This window comes from Lelliottia sp. (genome assembly GCF_045627565.1).
GTDB lineage: Bacteria > Pseudomonadota > Gammaproteobacteria > Enterobacterales > Enterobacteriaceae > Enterobacter.
Genome location: NZ_JAZQNX010000018.1, coordinates 23,722 through 40,144, shown reverse-complemented (window position 1 = coordinate 40,144; position 16,423 = coordinate 23,722). Strand labels below are relative to the sequence as shown.

The following is a 16,423-nucleotide window of genomic DNA, read 5'->3' as shown; positions in this document are numbered from 1 at the left end:
CGACTTTAGTTTTTGAATGTCGAGACAGGGCGATTAATCAGGAATGCTCTCTTTCGCATCCCCCGGGACATCCTGGATAAAGAGATTCACGCCGCTGCGCTTGATAAAGCGCAGATCGTCGAGATCCCGATCGTCGACATAAACTTTGCTGCTGATCTGCCGTTTGCCTTCCGAAAAATGCATATTCCCGACGTTAACGTCGTTTAGCGGTACGCCTGCTTCAATTAGCCTCCTGACAATGTCCGGCGTACGGCAAATCAGGAAGATCTTCTGATGCGGCGCGGCCTTAGAAATGATCGCGGCAGTTTTTTCGATTGAAAAAAAGCGAATGCCGAAACCGTAGGTATCCGCGGTGATCCCCATCAGCTTTTGTTGGATCTCGTCTTTCGCGACGTCGTCATCGACGACGATCAGCAAATTAGCGCCGATGGTTGAGGTCCATGTGACTCCAACCTGACCATGCACCAGGCGGTTATCGATCCGGGTTAATAAAATATTAGGAGCGCTCATCTTCATTCCTGCCCATAGTGTGTTGTGCGAGTTTTTATTAAACGACGGCGGAGTCGAGCACGAGTTTGTTGGCCGAGCCGCAGACGTTGATTTTGTTTTTTACCACCTCTTTCATGGCGTCCATACCGACACGCATGTAAAAGCGCGGATCGTTTCCCTGCGGATTTTCGTTGAACCACTCTTTGACGGCGGCTGAAAACGCGATTTTCAGTTCCGTCGCCACGTTCACTTTACAGACCCCCAGCTCGATCGTGCGGCGCACGAATTCATCCGGAACGTCGCTTGCACCGTGCAGCACGAGAGGGATATCCACAACGTCACGGATTTCAGCCAGACGTTGAAAATCAATTTTTGGCCGCTTGGTGTAAAGCCCATGTGCCGTGCCTATTGCCACGGCAAGACTGTCGACTCCCGTCAGCTCGACAAAGCGTTTGGCCTCCTGCGGATCGGTCAGAAATGCGCTTTCGGCGTCCACGCTCATGTCATCTTCAACGCCGCCCAGGCGGCCAAGCTCAGCCTCGACGCTGCAGTCATTGAGATGGCAGAAATCCACAACGGATTTCACCAGCGTCACGTTTTGCTCAAACGGGAAGTGGCTGCCGTCGATCATTGCGCTACGCACGCCTGCATTCACCTTGCGGCGAATGTCGTCCAGCGACTCATGATGATCGAGATGCAGCGCCAGCGGCATGTCGTAGCTGAGGGAATACGCGCTGCACAGCGCGTAGATCTCTTCCAGTGCGATATGTTTAAAGGTGCCTGGCGTACCGGCCAGAATCACCGGCGATCGCATTTCGCTGCACACTTCGAGAATGGCCTGGATCGTTTCGGCGTTATGAATGTTAAACGCGGGAACCGCATAGCCTTTGGCTTGCGCATCCTGCAGAAGGTATTTCGTTGAGATAATGCTCATGATGCGCTCCTGTTAAGCCAGCCACGGGTGAATGACAACGCCCTGTACCACACGGTTTACCGTACCGCTGGCAGATGGGGTGTCTGGGGTATTTCCGACGCTGATGGACTGCGTGAGTGCAAAGACCTGCGCGTACATCAGGAAGCAGAACGCCAGTTCAACGTCCAGGAATGGGCGTGAAGCAGGGAGCAAAATATACGGACCCGCTTCGACAATCGGATCAGGATCGGCAGTCACGGCAACCACACTCAGGGCCTGCTGATCACGGCGTAATTCAGCCACGAGATCGAGATCGTACTGGCGCGTGTAGGGATGGCTGGAGACAAAAACCACCACCAGCGTTTCGTTATCGACCAGTGATTTCGGGCCATGGCGGAAACCGGTTGGCGAGTCATAAAACGCGACCACTTTGCCCGCCGTCAGCTCCAGCACTTTTAACGCGGATTCACGCGCTGCGGCCTGCAATCCGCCGCTGCCGAGATAAACGATCCGTTTCCAGGGTTCAGCGCCAAATACGCCGTGACTGAAATCCCCCAGTGACGACAAGATCGCTTCGCAGCGATTTGCGACGTCGCGGAAGGATGCACAGTTGATCGTGTCCGGAGCGAATACCGCCAGACAACTTGCCATCATGGTGGTGATGCTGCTGGTCATCGCAAAACCGCGATCGTGCGTCTCGGGCGGCATCAGCAGCGCAAAGGCGTTGTCGCTGTCAGCCGCACTCTGATAAAGACTTCCGGCTTCGTTGCAGGTGATCGTCAGGTGATAGCACTCTGGCACAAACTGATTTGCCAGCTCCACGGCGGCCACGCTTTCTGGGCTATTGCCGGAGCGGGCGAAAGAGACCAGCAGCATCGGATGAGCAGGACTCAAATAATCCATCGGATTGGTCACCAGATCGGTGGTTGGAATGGCACTAAAATTTTTCCCGGTGTGACGCGAGAGCCACGGAGCGATAATATCGCCGATAAATGCCGATGTTCCCGCGCCCGTCAGGACGATCCGCAGATCCTTTTTGCTGAGCAACGGCGAGAGAAAACGATCGAGTGTCTGTCGAAGGGTGTCGATATGGTGTAGAGAACGGCTCCAGCACTCAGGTTGCTGACGGATCTCTTTTTCCGTCCAGGTGCCGGTGGCGGTAGGGGTGTCTGGCATAATTCAGTCCTTAGTAATGTGAAATCCACATCAGACACGATCGTAATCGCCATTGTCTTTCGTTTCGTTTCACTTGTTCGATTAATTAAAATCTATAGAAAGGAAAGTGAAAGGTCAATGCCGAGAAAAGAAATAAAACGAAATTTGTGATCGAGGAAAAGAACGGTTTGAGTAACGCATTAACTTTTATAGATTTATTTTATTTTCCACCGGGCAATGCTTATTAATCGAAAGCAAAAGAAAGGCCCTACGCGATTAACGTAAGGCCAAAGTAATGCAGAGTGAAAGGGCTAAGGGGGAGAGCCTGCCCGGAATGCTATATACGATAATGGGTTTGCTAAAAGGACAATGGGCGCGAGGCTAAATGCCTTCTTCAACGGGCTTTTCTTCGCGACAGCGCCCCAGCTCGTCTACCAGGCTGGTCAGCCCGCGATGCCCGCACTCAAGCGCCTGTAACCGAAACGCTTCGCTGGTTAACCCGTCGCGCTCCATCACCATTTCCAGCAGAAGCTGCATATTGGTTCCTGTAAGCACTTCCCAGCCGGGTTTTTCCAGCGCCATGGTAGAGGCCACGCGAAACGGCGTGCCGCCCAGTAAATCGGTCAGAAAGACGATATCCTCCTGACTACCCAACTCGTTTATTGCCTGCTCCAGCTGCGAAGTCAGGAGCGCGGTGGTCGAGGTTTCAGGAAAATCGATGGCAATAAATTGCTCTTGCTCACCGAGGATTTGCTTCATCGCTTTTTCAAGCCCGCTGGCGAATCCGCCATGACCACAAAGAATAATGCCTAACATCTCAAACCCCTTGTTTTACAGGAAGTGACAGAACTTACCCACGACGCCCAACACCACCGTGATGCCGATGAGTCGCAACGGACTCCAGCCACGACGCACCAGCCAGAACATGGTGAGGGTGTAAACCAGCGGCAAAAACGCGGGCATCAGCTTGTCGATAACATCTGTTTGCAGTTTCACCACCGCGTCACCAGCCGTAATTTCCAGCGTAGTGTTCAGGCGCACATAGGTCGCCACCAGTGCGCCGATGACCGTCATCCCTACAATCGACGCGGCGTGGCCGACTTTTTTGGTATTGGCCTTAATCAGCGGGATCGCGGCGACGCCCATCCGATAAGCATAGTGCGCCAGGCCAAAGCGCAGCCCCAGATGCACCACGTTGAACATCACGATGAACACCACGGCCCCAAGTATCGAGCCTTGCAGCGCAAGGCTGGCCCCGATGCCGCCGCAAATCGGCAGCAGCGTCAGCCAGAACATCGCATCCCCAATTCCGCCGAGCGGAGCGCCCACGGCAATCTTGGTGCTCTGAATGCTGTTTACGTCCTGTTTGGGACGTTCCATCGCCAGAATAATGCCGATAACAAAGGTTACCAAAAAGGGGTGAGTGTTGAAGAACCCCATATGGCCTTTCATGGCGCGGGCCAGATCGCGCGGGTTGGTGTGGATTTTTTTCAACGCCGGCAACAAACCATATAACCAGCCCGATGCCTGCATACGTTCGTAGTTAAATGAAGCCTGCAACAGCATCGAACGCCAGGCCACGCGATTGATATCTTTTTTGGTCAACTCCGCGCCGATTTTCTGATCTTCGTAAATATTTTCGTTCACGCCGGAAAGCAGCGACTCATCGGCCTCGGAAACGGTCGGCAGAGTGGTTTGATTAGATGCCATCTTCGAATTCCTCTTTCTGAGCGACCGGAGCCGGCTCCGGGGATTTGCGGACAAAATCGATCAGCGCCATCGCCAGCGCTGCAGCAGCAATGGCCAGTACCGGCAATTTAAGCCAGGCGGCTGCCACAAAACCGAGAATAAAATAGGGGATGTAAACGTTTTTCATCATGATTTTCAGCAATACGGCAAAGCCGATGGCTGGCATGATGCCGCCCGCAACGCCAAGCCCGTCAATTAAACGTGCGGGAAGCACATCAATGGCGGTTTTCGCGTGTTCTGCGCCGAAGTAGATGGGCAGGAAAGCGCAAAGAAAATAGAAAATCCCGAGTGCCAGCAGTGCCAGATAATTCACCCGCTCAATGCCTGCGGTATCCGCGTTGGCGGCCATCCTGTCGCAACGTGCCATGACGCCTGACATCACGGAGAACAAGAACGTAATCCCCATTTGCACTGCAACGGCGAACGGCACGGCCACACCGACGGCGACCTCCGGCTTCACGCCGGTGGTAATGGCGAACGTCGTCCCGACAATGGTGCCAATAATGACGTTTGGCGGCTGCGCGCCCGCCAGCGGAGCCAGTCCCATCCAGACCAGTTCCAGCGTACCACCCGTTAAAATACCGGTATGCAGATCGCCCAGAATCAAGCCCACCAGCGGCCCAAGCACCACCGGGCGGTGCATATGCGTTAAGCCATTGAACATATCCAGGCCTGCGATAAAGGCGAGAATGCCCAGCGCAAACGCCTGCAATAAACTGATTTCCATAGTGAATCCCTCAAAGAAGTTTAAAGAGATCCAAAGCGGGTTCTGTCGGGACGCCCTGAACGAAGCACTCCACTCCAGCGGCTTTCAGGCCGTTAAACGCCGCCGTATCGTTGGCGTCTACAGAGACCGTTTTGGCAATTTGCTGTTTGCCATTCGCGTAATGCATATTTCCAACGTTAATACGGTTGATAGGCACGCCACCTGCTGCGAGCGTCAGGAAATCGGCAGGCGACTTGCAGACCAGCAGAATTCTCTGCCGATCGGCGGCGCGGTGAATATTGTCGATGACTTTCTGCAGTGACCAGAAGCGAACGTCGATGCCTTCGGCCAATACCATTTCCATCAGGTTTTGCTGGACCGAATCCTCAGCCACTTCATCATTGGCGACCAGAACCAAATTTGCGCCTGCAAATCCGACCCACTGCACGCCCACCTGGCCGTGAATCAAGCGTTCGTCAATGCGACATAAGACAATGTTTGGCATAGCGTTTTCCTGTTGTTGTTATGCGTTATGCGGCGTGACACGCTGACAGGCGTCGTGGTACTGACGCAGTATGTCCTGAATGTGGTCGATGATAAGTTCTCGCGGCGTAGCCTTGAGAGCGCCCTCGCGAACTTTGCTGTATTGCAGCGGTAAGTACTGACTCACAAGCGGCAGTGGAATGGGGTCGTCGGCCAGGTTTCGTACCAGCCGTTCGAACGCGTCGTCGATCTGACTGTCGGGCCAGTAGTAGCGAACGCGATCTGAATAGCTGTAGCCGCGTGCCAGACGACGCGCGTTGCCATCGCCGTGATAGTGGCTTTGCCAGTATTCCGGGCGATCGAGCATCACGTTTTCCAGAACGTGGCGCAGTCCAGACCCGGCTTTCAACGGGAGTAACTCTTCTTCAACGGCCGCCAGCGAAAACAGTGCCTCACGCAGAGCAAACGTGAGTGCCGGACCGACTTTTAGAATCGCAAAATGATCTTTCACCAGCTGGCGCAGCGCCTGCTGCGTCTGGTAATCGGTAGAGTGAGCCTCAAACACCAGCGTGTCATACCCTTCCACCATCGCACTCAGCGCGGCCGCTTTTTCCGGTTGATAGTCAATCACGTTGGTGTGATCGAACTCCACGCCAGGCTGAACCACCAGCCCGATAATACGCGGCCAAATCGCGCTTAATCCTTGCTGCTCGAAAGCATGGCGATGAGCTTCGAGCGTGGCGCGTGCTGCATCAGGTGTGGTGACTACGAGTTCGCTTAGGGTTTCGTGCGCGCCGCCGGGAACGGGCACTTCGGTGCCAATGATGTACACCAGATCGGATTCTCCAAAGCACGCATCACTGGTCTCTTCGGCTATTTTCGCCAGACGCGCGGCACGCGTCGCGACGATCTCATCCGTCAAGGGAATCGGATCGTCCTCGCAGGACATGCTGCAATCGAGGTGAATCTTCTTAAAACCTGCGGCCACGTAGCTTTTAATAAGTGTCTGCGCGTTTTCCATCGCTTCGTCAGCAGTGAGATGTTGCCAGCGATTTGGGCCGAGATGGTCGCCGCCCAAAATGAGCATTGAGCGAGGAAAATTTAGCGAGTCCGCAAGCTGGTGGACAAAACCGCAGAAATCGGTGGGCGTCATGCCGGTGTAACCGCCAAACTGGTCCACCTGGTTGGATGTCGCTTCAATCAATAACGCGGAGTTATGTGTACGGGCAAATCGAATTGCGGCTTCGAGTACCAGTGGGTGCGCGGAGCACACGGCATAAATCCCGTTTTCCGCGCCTTGTTTATGGCTTTCCACTATTTCAATCAGATGTTTCACTTTCCTCTCCACTTCGGATGGTTATGGTATTCATCTTTCGTTTTATTTCACTTTATACTGCTGCATGGTGCTGTAAAAATAAAACGAAAGATAATAGTTTTCCGATCTGTTTCACAAAAGAAACATAACGAAAGGTTTCAGCATCGACAACCTCCGACAGGAACACGCCGGTGGGGCTTGCATTCCGCTAAAAGAAAGGAGTTAATAGATAAATCGAAATGAAACGAAAGATTTTAGTGAAGGAGCTCTCATGAGCAGCAGCGATTCATCCGCGGAAAAACGCGTGACGGGCACCAGCGAAAGGCGTGAGCAGATAATCCAGCGGTTACGGCAGCAGGGAAGCGTACAGGTTAACGATCTTTCTCAACTTTATGGCGTCTCTACGGTCACGATCCGTAACGATCTCGCCTTTCTGGAAAAGCAGGGCATTGCCGTTCGTGCCTACGGCGGGGCGTTGATCTGTGACGGTAATACCCCTGGTGTTGAGCCTTCCGTTGAAGATAAAAGTTCGCTCAATACAGCGATGAAGCGCAGCATTGCGCAGGCGGCGGCGAACCTGATTAAACCAGGCCATCGTGTGATTCTCGATTCGGGTACCACAACCTATGAAATCGCACGCATGATGCGACAGCACAGCGATGTGATCGCTATGACAAATGGCATGAATGTCGCCAATGCGTTGCTTGAAGCGGAAGGGGTGGAACTGCTGATGACCGGCGGCCATTTGCGTCGTCAGTCGCAGTCGTTTTATGGCGATCAGGCGGAACAGTCGTTGCAAAACTATCACTTCGATCTGCTGTTTCTGGGCGTGGATGCCATCGATCTCGATCGCGGCGTCAGTACCCACAATGAAGATGAAGCGCGACTGAACCGAAAAATGTGTGAAGTCGCAGAGCGGATTATTGTCGTGACGGATTCAACAAAGTTTAACCGTTCAAGCTTGCATAAAATTATTGATACGCAACGCATTGATATGATTATTGTCGATGAAGGCATCCCGACTGAAAGTCTGGAAGGGCTGCGTAAAAACGGGATTGATGTGATTCTTGTTGCGGGGTAAGGCTGTTTAAATCGCCCTCTCCTCTAAGCAGAGGGCGATTGCGTTTAGAGGGCTATCATGTCACCGGCGCCGGGTTAAACACTGCTAGCTGGTTGTGCAAGCCCCATTGATCCGAGAAGGTTTTCTTGCGGCCGCTCGCCACATCAAGAATAAAGTGGAACAGTTTCCAGCCCACGTCCTCAATGCTCTCTTCGCCGGTAGCAATGGTGCCCGCGTTGATATCCATCAAGTCATACCAACGGTTTGCCAGCTCGGTGCGCGTCGCCATCTTGATGACCGGAACGGCCATCAGACCGTACGGCGTACCGCGACCGGTGGTGAAGACCTGCACCGTAATGCCGGATGCGACCTGCTGCGTACCGCAGACAAAATCGCTGGCGGGCGTTGCGGCATAAATCAAACCGCGTTTGGTCGGGCGCTGGCCTGGCGAGAGCACCTCTGAAATCGCGCTCTGACCAGATTTCGCAATCGAACCCAACGCTTTTTCCACCACGTTTGCCAGACCGCCTTTTTTGTTGCCGGGGGACGGGTTCGCGCTGCGGTCGGTTTGCCCCAAGTCGAGATAGTTATCGTACCAGGCCATCTCTTCCAGCAGGCGTTTACCCACCTCTTCGTTGATGGCGCGCGGAGTCAGAAGGTGGATCGCATCGCGCACTTCGGTGACTTCCGAGAACATTACCGTTGCGCCGCAACGCACAAACAGATCCGAGGCGTAGCCGACCGCTGGATTTGCTGTGACGCCGGAGAACGCATCGCTGCCGCCGCACTGCGTGCCGACAACCAGCTCAGAAGCCGGGCAGGTTTCGCGTTGACGCTTGTTCAGCCTTTCCAGATGGATCGTGGCAACCTGCAGAATGTCGTCCACCATCGATCTAAAGCCAACGTGATGCTCATCCTGCAAACGCACAATGCTTGCGCTGTCTACGGGGATTGCCTTCACATCGTCGGTGCCCTGTAATAGGCGCTCTGGCTGGAGTTTTTCGCAGCCCAGGCCAATCACCATTACCTCACCGCCGAAATTCGGGTTCAGCGAAATGTTGTGGATGGTACGGATGGGCACAACGGCTGCGGGCGCGTTAATCGCCACGCCACAGCCATACAAATGGTTCAGCCCCACCACACCGTCGACGTTCGGGTATTTTGGTAGCAAATCACGTTCGATGATTTTGACCACGTAATCCACCACGCCCGCCACGCAATGCACGCTGGTGGTAATGCCGAGCAGATTTTTGGTACCCACGCTGCCGTCGGCATTGCGATAGCCTTCGAAGGTGTATCCTTCCAGCGGGGGCAGTGGCTCCGGCACGCGGGTCGCCAGCGGTAAGGTATTGAGCGGTGGTGCTTCTGGCAGTTCGACGAGCGATTCATCAATCCAACTGCCCTGCGGCACGGCGCGTACTGCGTAGCCGATGATTTCGCCGTAACGGACGATTTCACCGTGCGCAGGAATATCGACCAGTGCGACTTTATGTCCCTGGGGAATGTGCTCTATCAGTTCCAGGCCATCGGGGAAACGCGTTCCTGCTTTCAGGCCGTTGTCGTTAACAATAATCGCCACGTTATCAGTGTCGTGTACTTTTATATAGAACGCCGTCGGCGACGCTTGTCGAATTTCGATGTCGGCCATTGTTCAGTATTCTCCAGCGAAAAGTAGATATTAAATGTCGTTAAGAGTGTGCTTATTTTCTTATTAGAAAAAATAAAGACGCTGCCTGCTTTAATAAAGAATGTCAGGACTTACGGGATAAAAATGTGATCAAGATCACTCATCAGGGCGAGTACTGACGGCGTCTGGCGGGGAATGCGTAAATCTGTGCATTAGCGCCCAGGGAGTTGTGCATATGCTCAAAATATTATTCCTGAGAGGTGAGATAATTGAGCGATGCGACAATGTGCGGGCCGGGGGTGATGTTTATACTTAATCACGATTTCATTGCATCTGGTTAATTAACTGATATTGCCTGCTATCGATAATAATCAGTATAGATTTCTCTCAAAATAATAAAAATACCAACATCGATGTGCCCGAGGAAATAAACATGTCACTAGATACTGCTGTAGAAACAAAAAAGGGTATTCATACCCGTCATTTAATATTACTGATTATTTTCATTGTGACGGCGGTTAACTACGCTGACCGCGCAACACTTTCGATTGCCGGGACCGAAGTTGCAAAAGAGCTGCAGTTAAGCGCGGTATCGATGGGGTATATCTTCTCCGCGTTTGGCTGGGCCTATCTGCTGATGCAAATCCCTGGCGGCTGGTTGCTCGACAAGTTTGGCTCGAAAAAAGTCTACACCTATAGCCTGTTTTTCTGGTCGTTGTTCACGTTCTTACAAGGTTTTGTCGATTTCGTGCCGCTGGCGTGGGCAGGCATTTCGATGTTCATCATGCGCTTTATGCTGGGCTTCTCCGAAGCACCGTCATTCCCGGCTAACGCCCGTATCGTTGCGGCCTGGTTCCCGACGAAAGAGCGTGGCACGGCATCCGCCATTTTCAACTCTGCACAGTATTTCTCTCTGGCGCTGTTCTCGCCGCTGCTGGGTTGGTTGACCTTTGCGTGGGGCTGGGAACACGTCTTTACCGTGATGGGCGTTATTGGCTTTGTGCTGACCGGAATGTGGGTCAAGTTCGTTCACAACCCAACCGATCACCCACGTATGTCTGCTGAAGAGCTGAAGTTCATCACTGACGGTGGCGCAGTGGTCGATATGGATCATAAAAAGCCAGGCGATAAAGCGGCGAGTGGTCCAAAGCTTCATTACATCAAACAGTTATTGACGAACCGCATGATGCTCGGCGTGTTTTTTGGTCAATACTTTATCAACACCATCACCTGGTTCTTCCTCACCTGGTTCCCGATTTATCTGGTGCAGGAAAAGGGCATGTCGATTCTGAAAGTCGGCCTGGTGGCCTCCATCCCGGCGCTGTGTGGATTTGCGGGCGGTGTACTAGGCGGCGTGTTCTCGGATCATCTGATTAAAAGCGGTAAGTCGATTACTCTGGCACGTAAGTTGCCGATTGTGCTCGGAATGCTGTTGGCTTCCTCCATTATTCTGTGCAACTACACCGACAACACGGTCCTGGTGATTGCGCTGATGGCGCTGGCGTTCTTCGGAAAAGGTTTTGGTGCGCTGGGCTGGCCGGTGATTTCTGATACCGCGCCAAAAGAGATTGTGGGCCTGTGCGGTGGCGTGTTCAACGTCTTCGGTAACGTGGCGTCGATTGTCACCCCGCTAGTGATTGGCTATCTGGTGAGTGAACTGCATTCATTCAATACGGCTCTGGTCTTCGTTGGCTGCTCTGCGTTGATGGCGATGTTCTGCTACCTGTTCGTAGTGGGCGACATTAAACGTATGGAATTGCAGAAATAATTGAAGGTATAAGCGATGAGTAACGATATTTTCCCGAACAAGTTTAAAGCGGCCCTGGCGGCGAAAGAGATTCAGATTGGCTGCTGGTCTGCGCTGGCAAGCCCCATCAGCACCGAAGTGCTCGGTCTGGCCGGTTTCGACTGGCTGGTCCTGGACGGTGAACATGCGCCGAATGATATCACCACGTTCATTCCGCAACTGATGGCGCTCAAGGGCAGCCACAGCGCACCGGTGGTACGTGTGCCAACGAATGAGCCGGTGATCATCAAGCGTTTACTGGATATCGGGTTCTATAACTTCCTCATCCCGTTCGTGGAAAATGTGGAAGAGGCGGTTCAGGCCGTGGCGTCTACCCGCTATCCGCCGGAAGGGATTCGCGGTGTATCGGTTTCTCATCGCGCCAATATGTTTGGCACCGTGCCGGACTATTTTGCGCAGTCCAACAAGAACATCACGATTCTGGTGCAGATCGAGAGCCAGCACGGCGTGGATAACGTTGATGCCATCGCGGCAACTGACGGCGTAGACGGCATCTTTGTTGGCCCAAGCGATCTGGCGGCGGCGTTCGGACATCTCGGCAATGCCAACCACCCGGAAGTGCAACGCGCTATTCAACACATTTTTGAACGTGCAAAAGCGCACGGCAAGCCGAGCGGCATCCTGGCACCCGTTGAAGCGGACGCCCGTCGTTACCTGGAATGGGGCGCAACGTTTGTTGCTGTCGGCAGTGACCTTGGCGTGTTCCGCTCTGCCACGCAGAAGCTCGCCGATTCCTTTAAAAAATAACCACCACTGAGATAAAGAGAGACGCAATTATGACAATGAAAGTTGGTTTTATTGGCCTGGGTATCATGGGTAAACCAATGAGTAAAAACCTCATCAAGGCAGGTTACTCGCTGGTGGTTTCTGACCGTAATCCAGAAGTGATTGCTGAGTTGATTGCCGCTGGCGCAGAAACGGCCACCACCGCAAAAGCGATTGCTGAGCAGTGCGACGTGGTAATTACCATGCTGCCAAACTCCCCGCACGTCAAAGAAGTCGCGCTGGGTGAGAACGGCCTGATCGAAGGCGCGAAGCCGGGCCTGGTGCTGATCGACATGAGTTCCATCGCGCCACTGGCGAGCCGTGAAATCAGCGATGCGTTGAAAGCGAAAGGCGTCGAAATGCTGGACGCACCGGTCAGCGGCGGAGAGCCAAAAGCCATCGACGGAACGCTGTCTGTGATGGTCGGCGGCGACAGAGGTACGTTCGACAAATATTACGACCTGCTGAAATCCATGGCCGGTTCCGTTGTGCATACCGGTGATATCGGCGCGGGCAACGTCACCAAGCTGGCAAACCAGGTGATTGTGGCGTTGAACATCGCCGCCATGTCCGAAGCGCTGACCCTGGCGACCAAAGCAGGGGTCAACCCGGATCTTGTGTATCAGGCGATTCGCGGCGGCCTGGCGGGAAGTACCGTGCTGGATGCCAAAGCGCCGATGGTGATGGATCGCAATTTCAAGCCGGGTTTCCGTATCGACCTGCATATTAAAGATCTGGCGAATGCCCTGGATACTTCGCACGGCGTTGGCGCGCAATTGCCTCTCACCGCTGCGGTGATGGAGATGATGCAGGCGCTGCGTGCTGATGGCTTGGGTAACGCCGACCATAGCGCCATCGCTTGCTACTACGAAAAACTGGCGAAAGTGGAAGTCACTCGCTAACAAAGACGGGCGCGGAAACGCGTCCGGTATTTTTGCCGCGTGCAGTAACAGGCTACAACTATGAAAATCGTAATCGCCCCTGACTCTTATAAAGAAAGCCTATCTGCCGCCGAGGTAGCTCAGGCCATAGAAAAAGGATTTCGGGAAATCTTTCCTGATGCTCAGTATGTTTCTGTGCCTGTCGCTGACGGTGGCGAAGGCACGGTCGAAGCCATGATTGCCGCCACCGAAGGGACAGAACAACACGCGGTTGTCACGGGGCCGCTGGGCGAAAAAGTAAAAGCCTGCTGGGGGATTTCTGGCGACGGTGCAACGGCGATTATCGAGATGGCCGCTGCCAGCGGTCTGGCGCTTGTTCCTAACGCAAAACGCAATCCGTTGATCACCACATCGCGTGGAACGGGTGAGCTGATTCTGGATGCGCTGGATAAAGGCGCGCGCAATATCATTATCGGCATTGGCGGCAGCGCCACTAACGATGGCGGGGCCGGCATGATGCAGGCGCTGGGGGCTAAACTGTGTGACGCGAACGGCAAAGAGATTGCCTTTGGCGGCGGCAGCCTGATGGCGCTTAACAGCATTGATGTTTCCGGACTGGATCCGCGTCTGAAAGACTGCACTATTCGCGTGGCTTGCGATGTGACCAACACGCTGGTGGGTGAGCACGGTGCCTCGCGTATTTTTGGTCCGCAAAAAGGGGCCGATGAAGCGAAAATTGTAGAGCTGGATAAAAACCTCAGCCATTTTGCGGACGTTATTAAGCAGTGCCTGCATATTGACGTTAAAAACGTACCGGGTTCCGGCGCGGCTGGCGGTATGGGCGCTGCGCTGATGGCGTTTCTGGGCGCAGAACTGCGCAGCGGGATTGAGATTGTCACCCAGGCATTGAACCTGGAAGAACATATCCACGATTGCACGCTGGTGTTGACCGGCGAGGGCCGTCTCGACAGCCAGAGTATCCACGGAAAAGTGCCTGTGGGTGTGGCGAACGTCGCCAAAAAATACCATAAACCCGTTATCGGTATTGCGGGCAGTTTGACCCCTGATGTCGGTGTCGTGCATCAATATGGTATCGACGCTGTATTTAGCGTGCTGAGCAGCATTGGCTCGCTGGAAGAGGCATTCCGTGGGGCCTATGACAATATTTATCGGTCGTCGCGTAATATTGCTGCCACTTTGCAGGTGGGGATGCGCACGCAAGGGTGACAGCAGCGCGCAAACCCTCTATACTGCGCGCCGAAGCTGACCAGACAGTCGCCGCTTCGTCGTCGTCCCCTTTCGGGGGGAGACGGGCGGAGGGGAGGAAAGTCCGGGCTCCATAGGGCAGGGTGCCAGGTAACGCCTGGGGGGGAAACCCACGACCAGTGCAACAGAGAGCAAACCGCCGATGGCCCGCGCAAGCGGGATCAGGTAAGGGTGAAAGGGTGCGGTAAGAGCGCACCGCGCGGCTGGTAACAGTCCGTGGCACGGTAAACTCCACCCGGAGCAAGGCCAAATAGGGGTTCACAAGGTACGGCCCGTACTGAACCCGGGTAGGCTGCTTGAGCCAGTGAGCGATTGCTGGCCTAGATGAATGACTGTCCACGACAGAACCCGGCTTATCGGTCAGCTTCACCTCTTATAAAACCCCGCTTCGGCGGGGTTTTTGCTTTTTAAGTCAGTGGGGCAGCGATGAATGACTGTCCACGACGCTATACCCAAAAGAAAGCGGCTTACCGGTCAGCGTCATCTCTTATAAAACTCCGCTTCGGCGGGGTTTTTGCTTTTTAAGTCAGTGGGGCAGCGATGAATGACTGTCCACGACGCTATACCCAAAAGAAAGCGGCTTATCGGTCAGCGTCATCTCTTATAAACCCCCGCTTCGGCGGGTTTTGGGCTTATTGGGGTAGGAAAGTACCCATAGGCCTTCATGATGAATTGTCATATTTGCGACAGTAAGCACATTTCACTGTTTTTCATTTAAATCCTGCCCTATCTGGCAAGTTAACGATCTTAATCACAAAATTACGCACTGGAAAATGGTGATTTCTTGGTGTTGGATTGATGTTAATTTTGTGTCTTGTATGTATCTGACTTTTTTCTTATTCATTAATAATATTTTCAGATTCAATACATTTGCCATGTGAATGTGTGACGGGTTCTACTCTTTTGAGTTATCAAAACATAATTTTATAATTTTATTTGATAAACCATAAAAGTGTTTATTCAGAACAGCGATTAATTATTAATCTTTAATTGCCTGAAATATAGCCTTTATTCCTGATGACTAATTCAACCTAATAGGCCTTGGTTATCCCCATAAAATAAAATTATCTCCCGCAATTTAGTTGATCAATATCAGGCAATAGGACGATTGGTTTAATTTCAAGCTATTGATAAATATGATTTTAAATTGATATTTTGGTGTGAGTGATCGGGGCTGGAAAGTAATTTGTGAGTAACAGCACATCCCTCATTCATCATTAATGGGTACAATTAAGCATCGGGATACGGAAATAAGAGCAGAATATAATGAACACTATTATTCTACCGAAAACGCAACACCTCGTTGTATTTCAGGAAGTCATTAAAAGTGGATCCATTGGTTCTGCCGCCCGTCAGCTCGGTCTTACGCAGCCAGCAGTCAGCAAAATTATCAACGATGTCGAATCTTACTTTGGCGTCGAACTCATTGTGCGCAAAAACACGGGTGTAAAGCTCACCAGCGCCGGGCAAACGCTGCTGGCTTACTCAGAATCCATCACCCGCGAAATGAAGAACATGGTCAGCGAGATGAACAGCCTGAGCTTCAGCACCGTTATCGACGTGTCGTTCGGTTATCCGTCGTTAATCGGTTTTACCTTCCTCTCCAGCATGCTCAAAAAATTCAAGGAAGTGTTCCCAAAAGCGCGAGTATCCATGTTCGAAGCGCAGCTCTCTTCATTTTTGCCCGCGATTCGCGACGGGCGGCTGGATTTTGCTATCGGAACGCTCAGTGACGAAATGCTCCTGCAGGATCTGCATGTTGAGCCACTGTTTGAATCTGAATTTGTGTTGGTGGCCAGTAAATCACGAACGTGCACCGGCTCAACAACCCTGGCGTCGCTCACGCATGAGCAGTGGGTGATGCCGCAAACCGATATGGGCTACTACAAAGAATTACTGACCACCCTTCAAAATAACCACATCAGCATCGAAAACATCGTTCAGACCGATTCTGTTGTCACCATTTATAACCTGGTGCTTAACGCTGATTATCTCACCGTTATTCCTCGTGACATGATCGCCCCCTTTGGCTCCGACCAATTTATCGTGCTCCCTGTGGAAGAAAAATTACCTGTCGCCCGCTATGCGGCGGTATGGTCAAAAAATTATCGTATTAAAAAATCCGCTTCGGTATTAGTGGAGTTAGCGAAGCAATATTCTGCGCAAAACAGTGAAAGGCGAAAGCAATTTGTCATAACAGAATAACT

Annotated in this window: 15 protein-coding genes and 1 other RNA gene; 7 read left to right on the top strand and 9 right to left on the bottom strand. The window is 52.8% G+C overall.

The features are described from left to right. Positions 1-33: 33 nt before the first annotated feature. From agaB to kbaZ, 8 genes are all read right to left on the bottom strand, one after another. Positions 34-510, bottom strand: a complete 477-nt coding sequence (agaB, locus tag ACKI5T_RS09915; RefSeq protein WP_407437226.1) for a PTS galactosamine transporter subunit IIB — start codon at positions 508-510, stop codon at positions 34-36. A 37-nt stretch (positions 511-547) separates the two neighbouring features. After that, the gene (gene kbaY / locus ACKI5T_RS09910; protein ID WP_407437225.1) at positions 548-1,423 is read right to left on the bottom strand and encodes a tagatose-bisphosphate aldolase subunit KbaY; all 876 of its coding nucleotides are present in this window, start codon (positions 1,421-1,423) and stop codon (positions 548-550) included. A gap of 12 nt (positions 1,424-1,435) precedes the next feature. Beyond that, the gene (locus ACKI5T_RS09905) at positions 1,436-2,578 is read right to left on the bottom strand and encodes an SIS domain-containing protein (RefSeq protein ID WP_407437224.1); all 1,143 of its coding nucleotides are present in this window, start codon (positions 2,576-2,578) and stop codon (positions 1,436-1,438) included. 360 nt (positions 2,579-2,938) lie between these two features. Then, positions 2,939-3,373 carry a PTS galactosamine/N-acetylgalactosamine transporter subunit IIA gene (gene agaF, locus ACKI5T_RS09900; protein WP_407437223.1) on the bottom strand — a complete coding sequence of 145 codons (435 nt, stop codon included), beginning with the start codon at positions 3,371-3,373 and terminating at the stop codon, positions 2,939-2,941. A 15-nt stretch (positions 3,374-3,388) separates the two neighbouring features. Then, the gene (gene agaE / locus ACKI5T_RS09895; RefSeq protein WP_407437222.1) at positions 3,389-4,267 is read right to left on the bottom strand and encodes a PTS N-acetylgalactosamine transporter subunit IID; all 879 of its coding nucleotides are present in this window, start codon (positions 4,265-4,267) and stop codon (positions 3,389-3,391) included. Beyond that, positions 4,257-5,033 (bottom strand): PTS N-acetylgalactosamine transporter subunit IIC, encoded by a 777-nt coding sequence (agaW, locus tag ACKI5T_RS09890; RefSeq protein ID WP_202714593.1) that lies wholly within the window; start codon positions 5,031-5,033, stop codon positions 4,257-4,259. The genes agaE and agaW overlap by 11 nt, the downstream gene beginning before the upstream one ends. 10 nt (positions 5,034-5,043) lie before the next feature. Then, complete coding sequence (gene agaV / locus ACKI5T_RS09885; protein WP_407437221.1) at positions 5,044-5,517, bottom strand: PTS N-acetylgalactosamine transporter subunit IIB; 474 nt, start codon at positions 5,515-5,517, stop codon at positions 5,044-5,046. Positions 5,518-5,535: 18 nt separating this feature from the next. Further along, positions 5,536-6,831 carry a tagatose-bisphosphate aldolase subunit KbaZ gene (gene kbaZ, locus ACKI5T_RS09880; protein WP_407437220.1) on the bottom strand — a complete coding sequence of 432 codons (1,296 nt, stop codon included), beginning with the start codon at positions 6,829-6,831 and terminating at the stop codon, positions 5,536-5,538. A gap of 250 nt (positions 6,832-7,081) precedes the next feature. Between kbaZ and ACKI5T_RS09875 the strand changes: the two genes are divergently transcribed. Next, positions 7,082-7,891: a DeoR family transcriptional regulator gene (locus ACKI5T_RS09875; RefSeq protein WP_202666217.1), complete on the top strand. Its 810-nt coding sequence runs from the start codon at positions 7,082-7,084 to the stop codon at positions 7,889-7,891. Between the two features lie 55 nt (positions 7,892-7,946). Here the strand turns inward: ACKI5T_RS09875 and garD are convergent, their stop codons facing one another. Continuing rightward, positions 7,947-9,518: a galactarate dehydratase gene (gene garD, locus ACKI5T_RS09870; RefSeq protein ID WP_407437219.1), complete on the bottom strand. Its 1,572-nt coding sequence runs from the start codon at positions 9,516-9,518 to the stop codon at positions 7,947-7,949. A gap of 412 nt (positions 9,519-9,930) precedes the next feature. On the opposite strand from garD, the gene ACKI5T_RS09865 reads away from it, so the two are divergent. The 6 genes from ACKI5T_RS09865 to tdcA all read left to right on the top strand — a co-directional run bounded on the left by ACKI5T_RS09865 (position 9,931) and on the right by tdcA (position 16,421). Next, entirely contained in the window at positions 9,931-11,265 is a 1,335-nt protein-coding gene (locus tag ACKI5T_RS09865) for an MFS transporter (protein ID WP_407437218.1), read from the top strand. 15 nt (positions 11,266-11,280) lie between these two features. Continuing rightward, positions 11,281-12,051 (top strand): 2-dehydro-3-deoxyglucarate aldolase, encoded by a 771-nt coding sequence (gene garL, locus ACKI5T_RS09860; protein WP_407437217.1) that lies wholly within the window; start codon positions 11,281-11,283, stop codon positions 12,049-12,051. 29 nt (positions 12,052-12,080) lie between these two features. Further along, on the top strand, positions 12,081-12,971 hold the full coding sequence (garR, locus tag ACKI5T_RS09855) for a 2-hydroxy-3-oxopropionate reductase (protein WP_407437216.1): 891 nt from the start codon (positions 12,081-12,083) through the stop codon (positions 12,969-12,971). Positions 12,972-13,031: 60 nt separating this feature from the next. Further along, on the top strand, positions 13,032-14,177 hold the full coding sequence (gene garK / locus ACKI5T_RS09850) for a glycerate 2-kinase (RefSeq protein WP_407437215.1): 1,146 nt from the start codon (positions 13,032-13,034) through the stop codon (positions 14,175-14,177). A 32-nt stretch (positions 14,178-14,209) separates the two neighbouring features. Beyond that, an RNA gene (gene rnpB / locus ACKI5T_RS09845) (RNase P RNA component class A) lies at positions 14,210-14,588 on the top strand. Between the two features lie 894 nt (positions 14,589-15,482). Then, positions 15,483-16,421, top strand: coding sequence for a transcriptional regulator TdcA (tdcA, locus tag ACKI5T_RS09840; protein ID WP_407437214.1), 939 nt, complete (start codon positions 15,483-15,485; stop codon positions 16,419-16,421). Positions 16,422-16,423 lie beyond the last annotated feature (2 nt).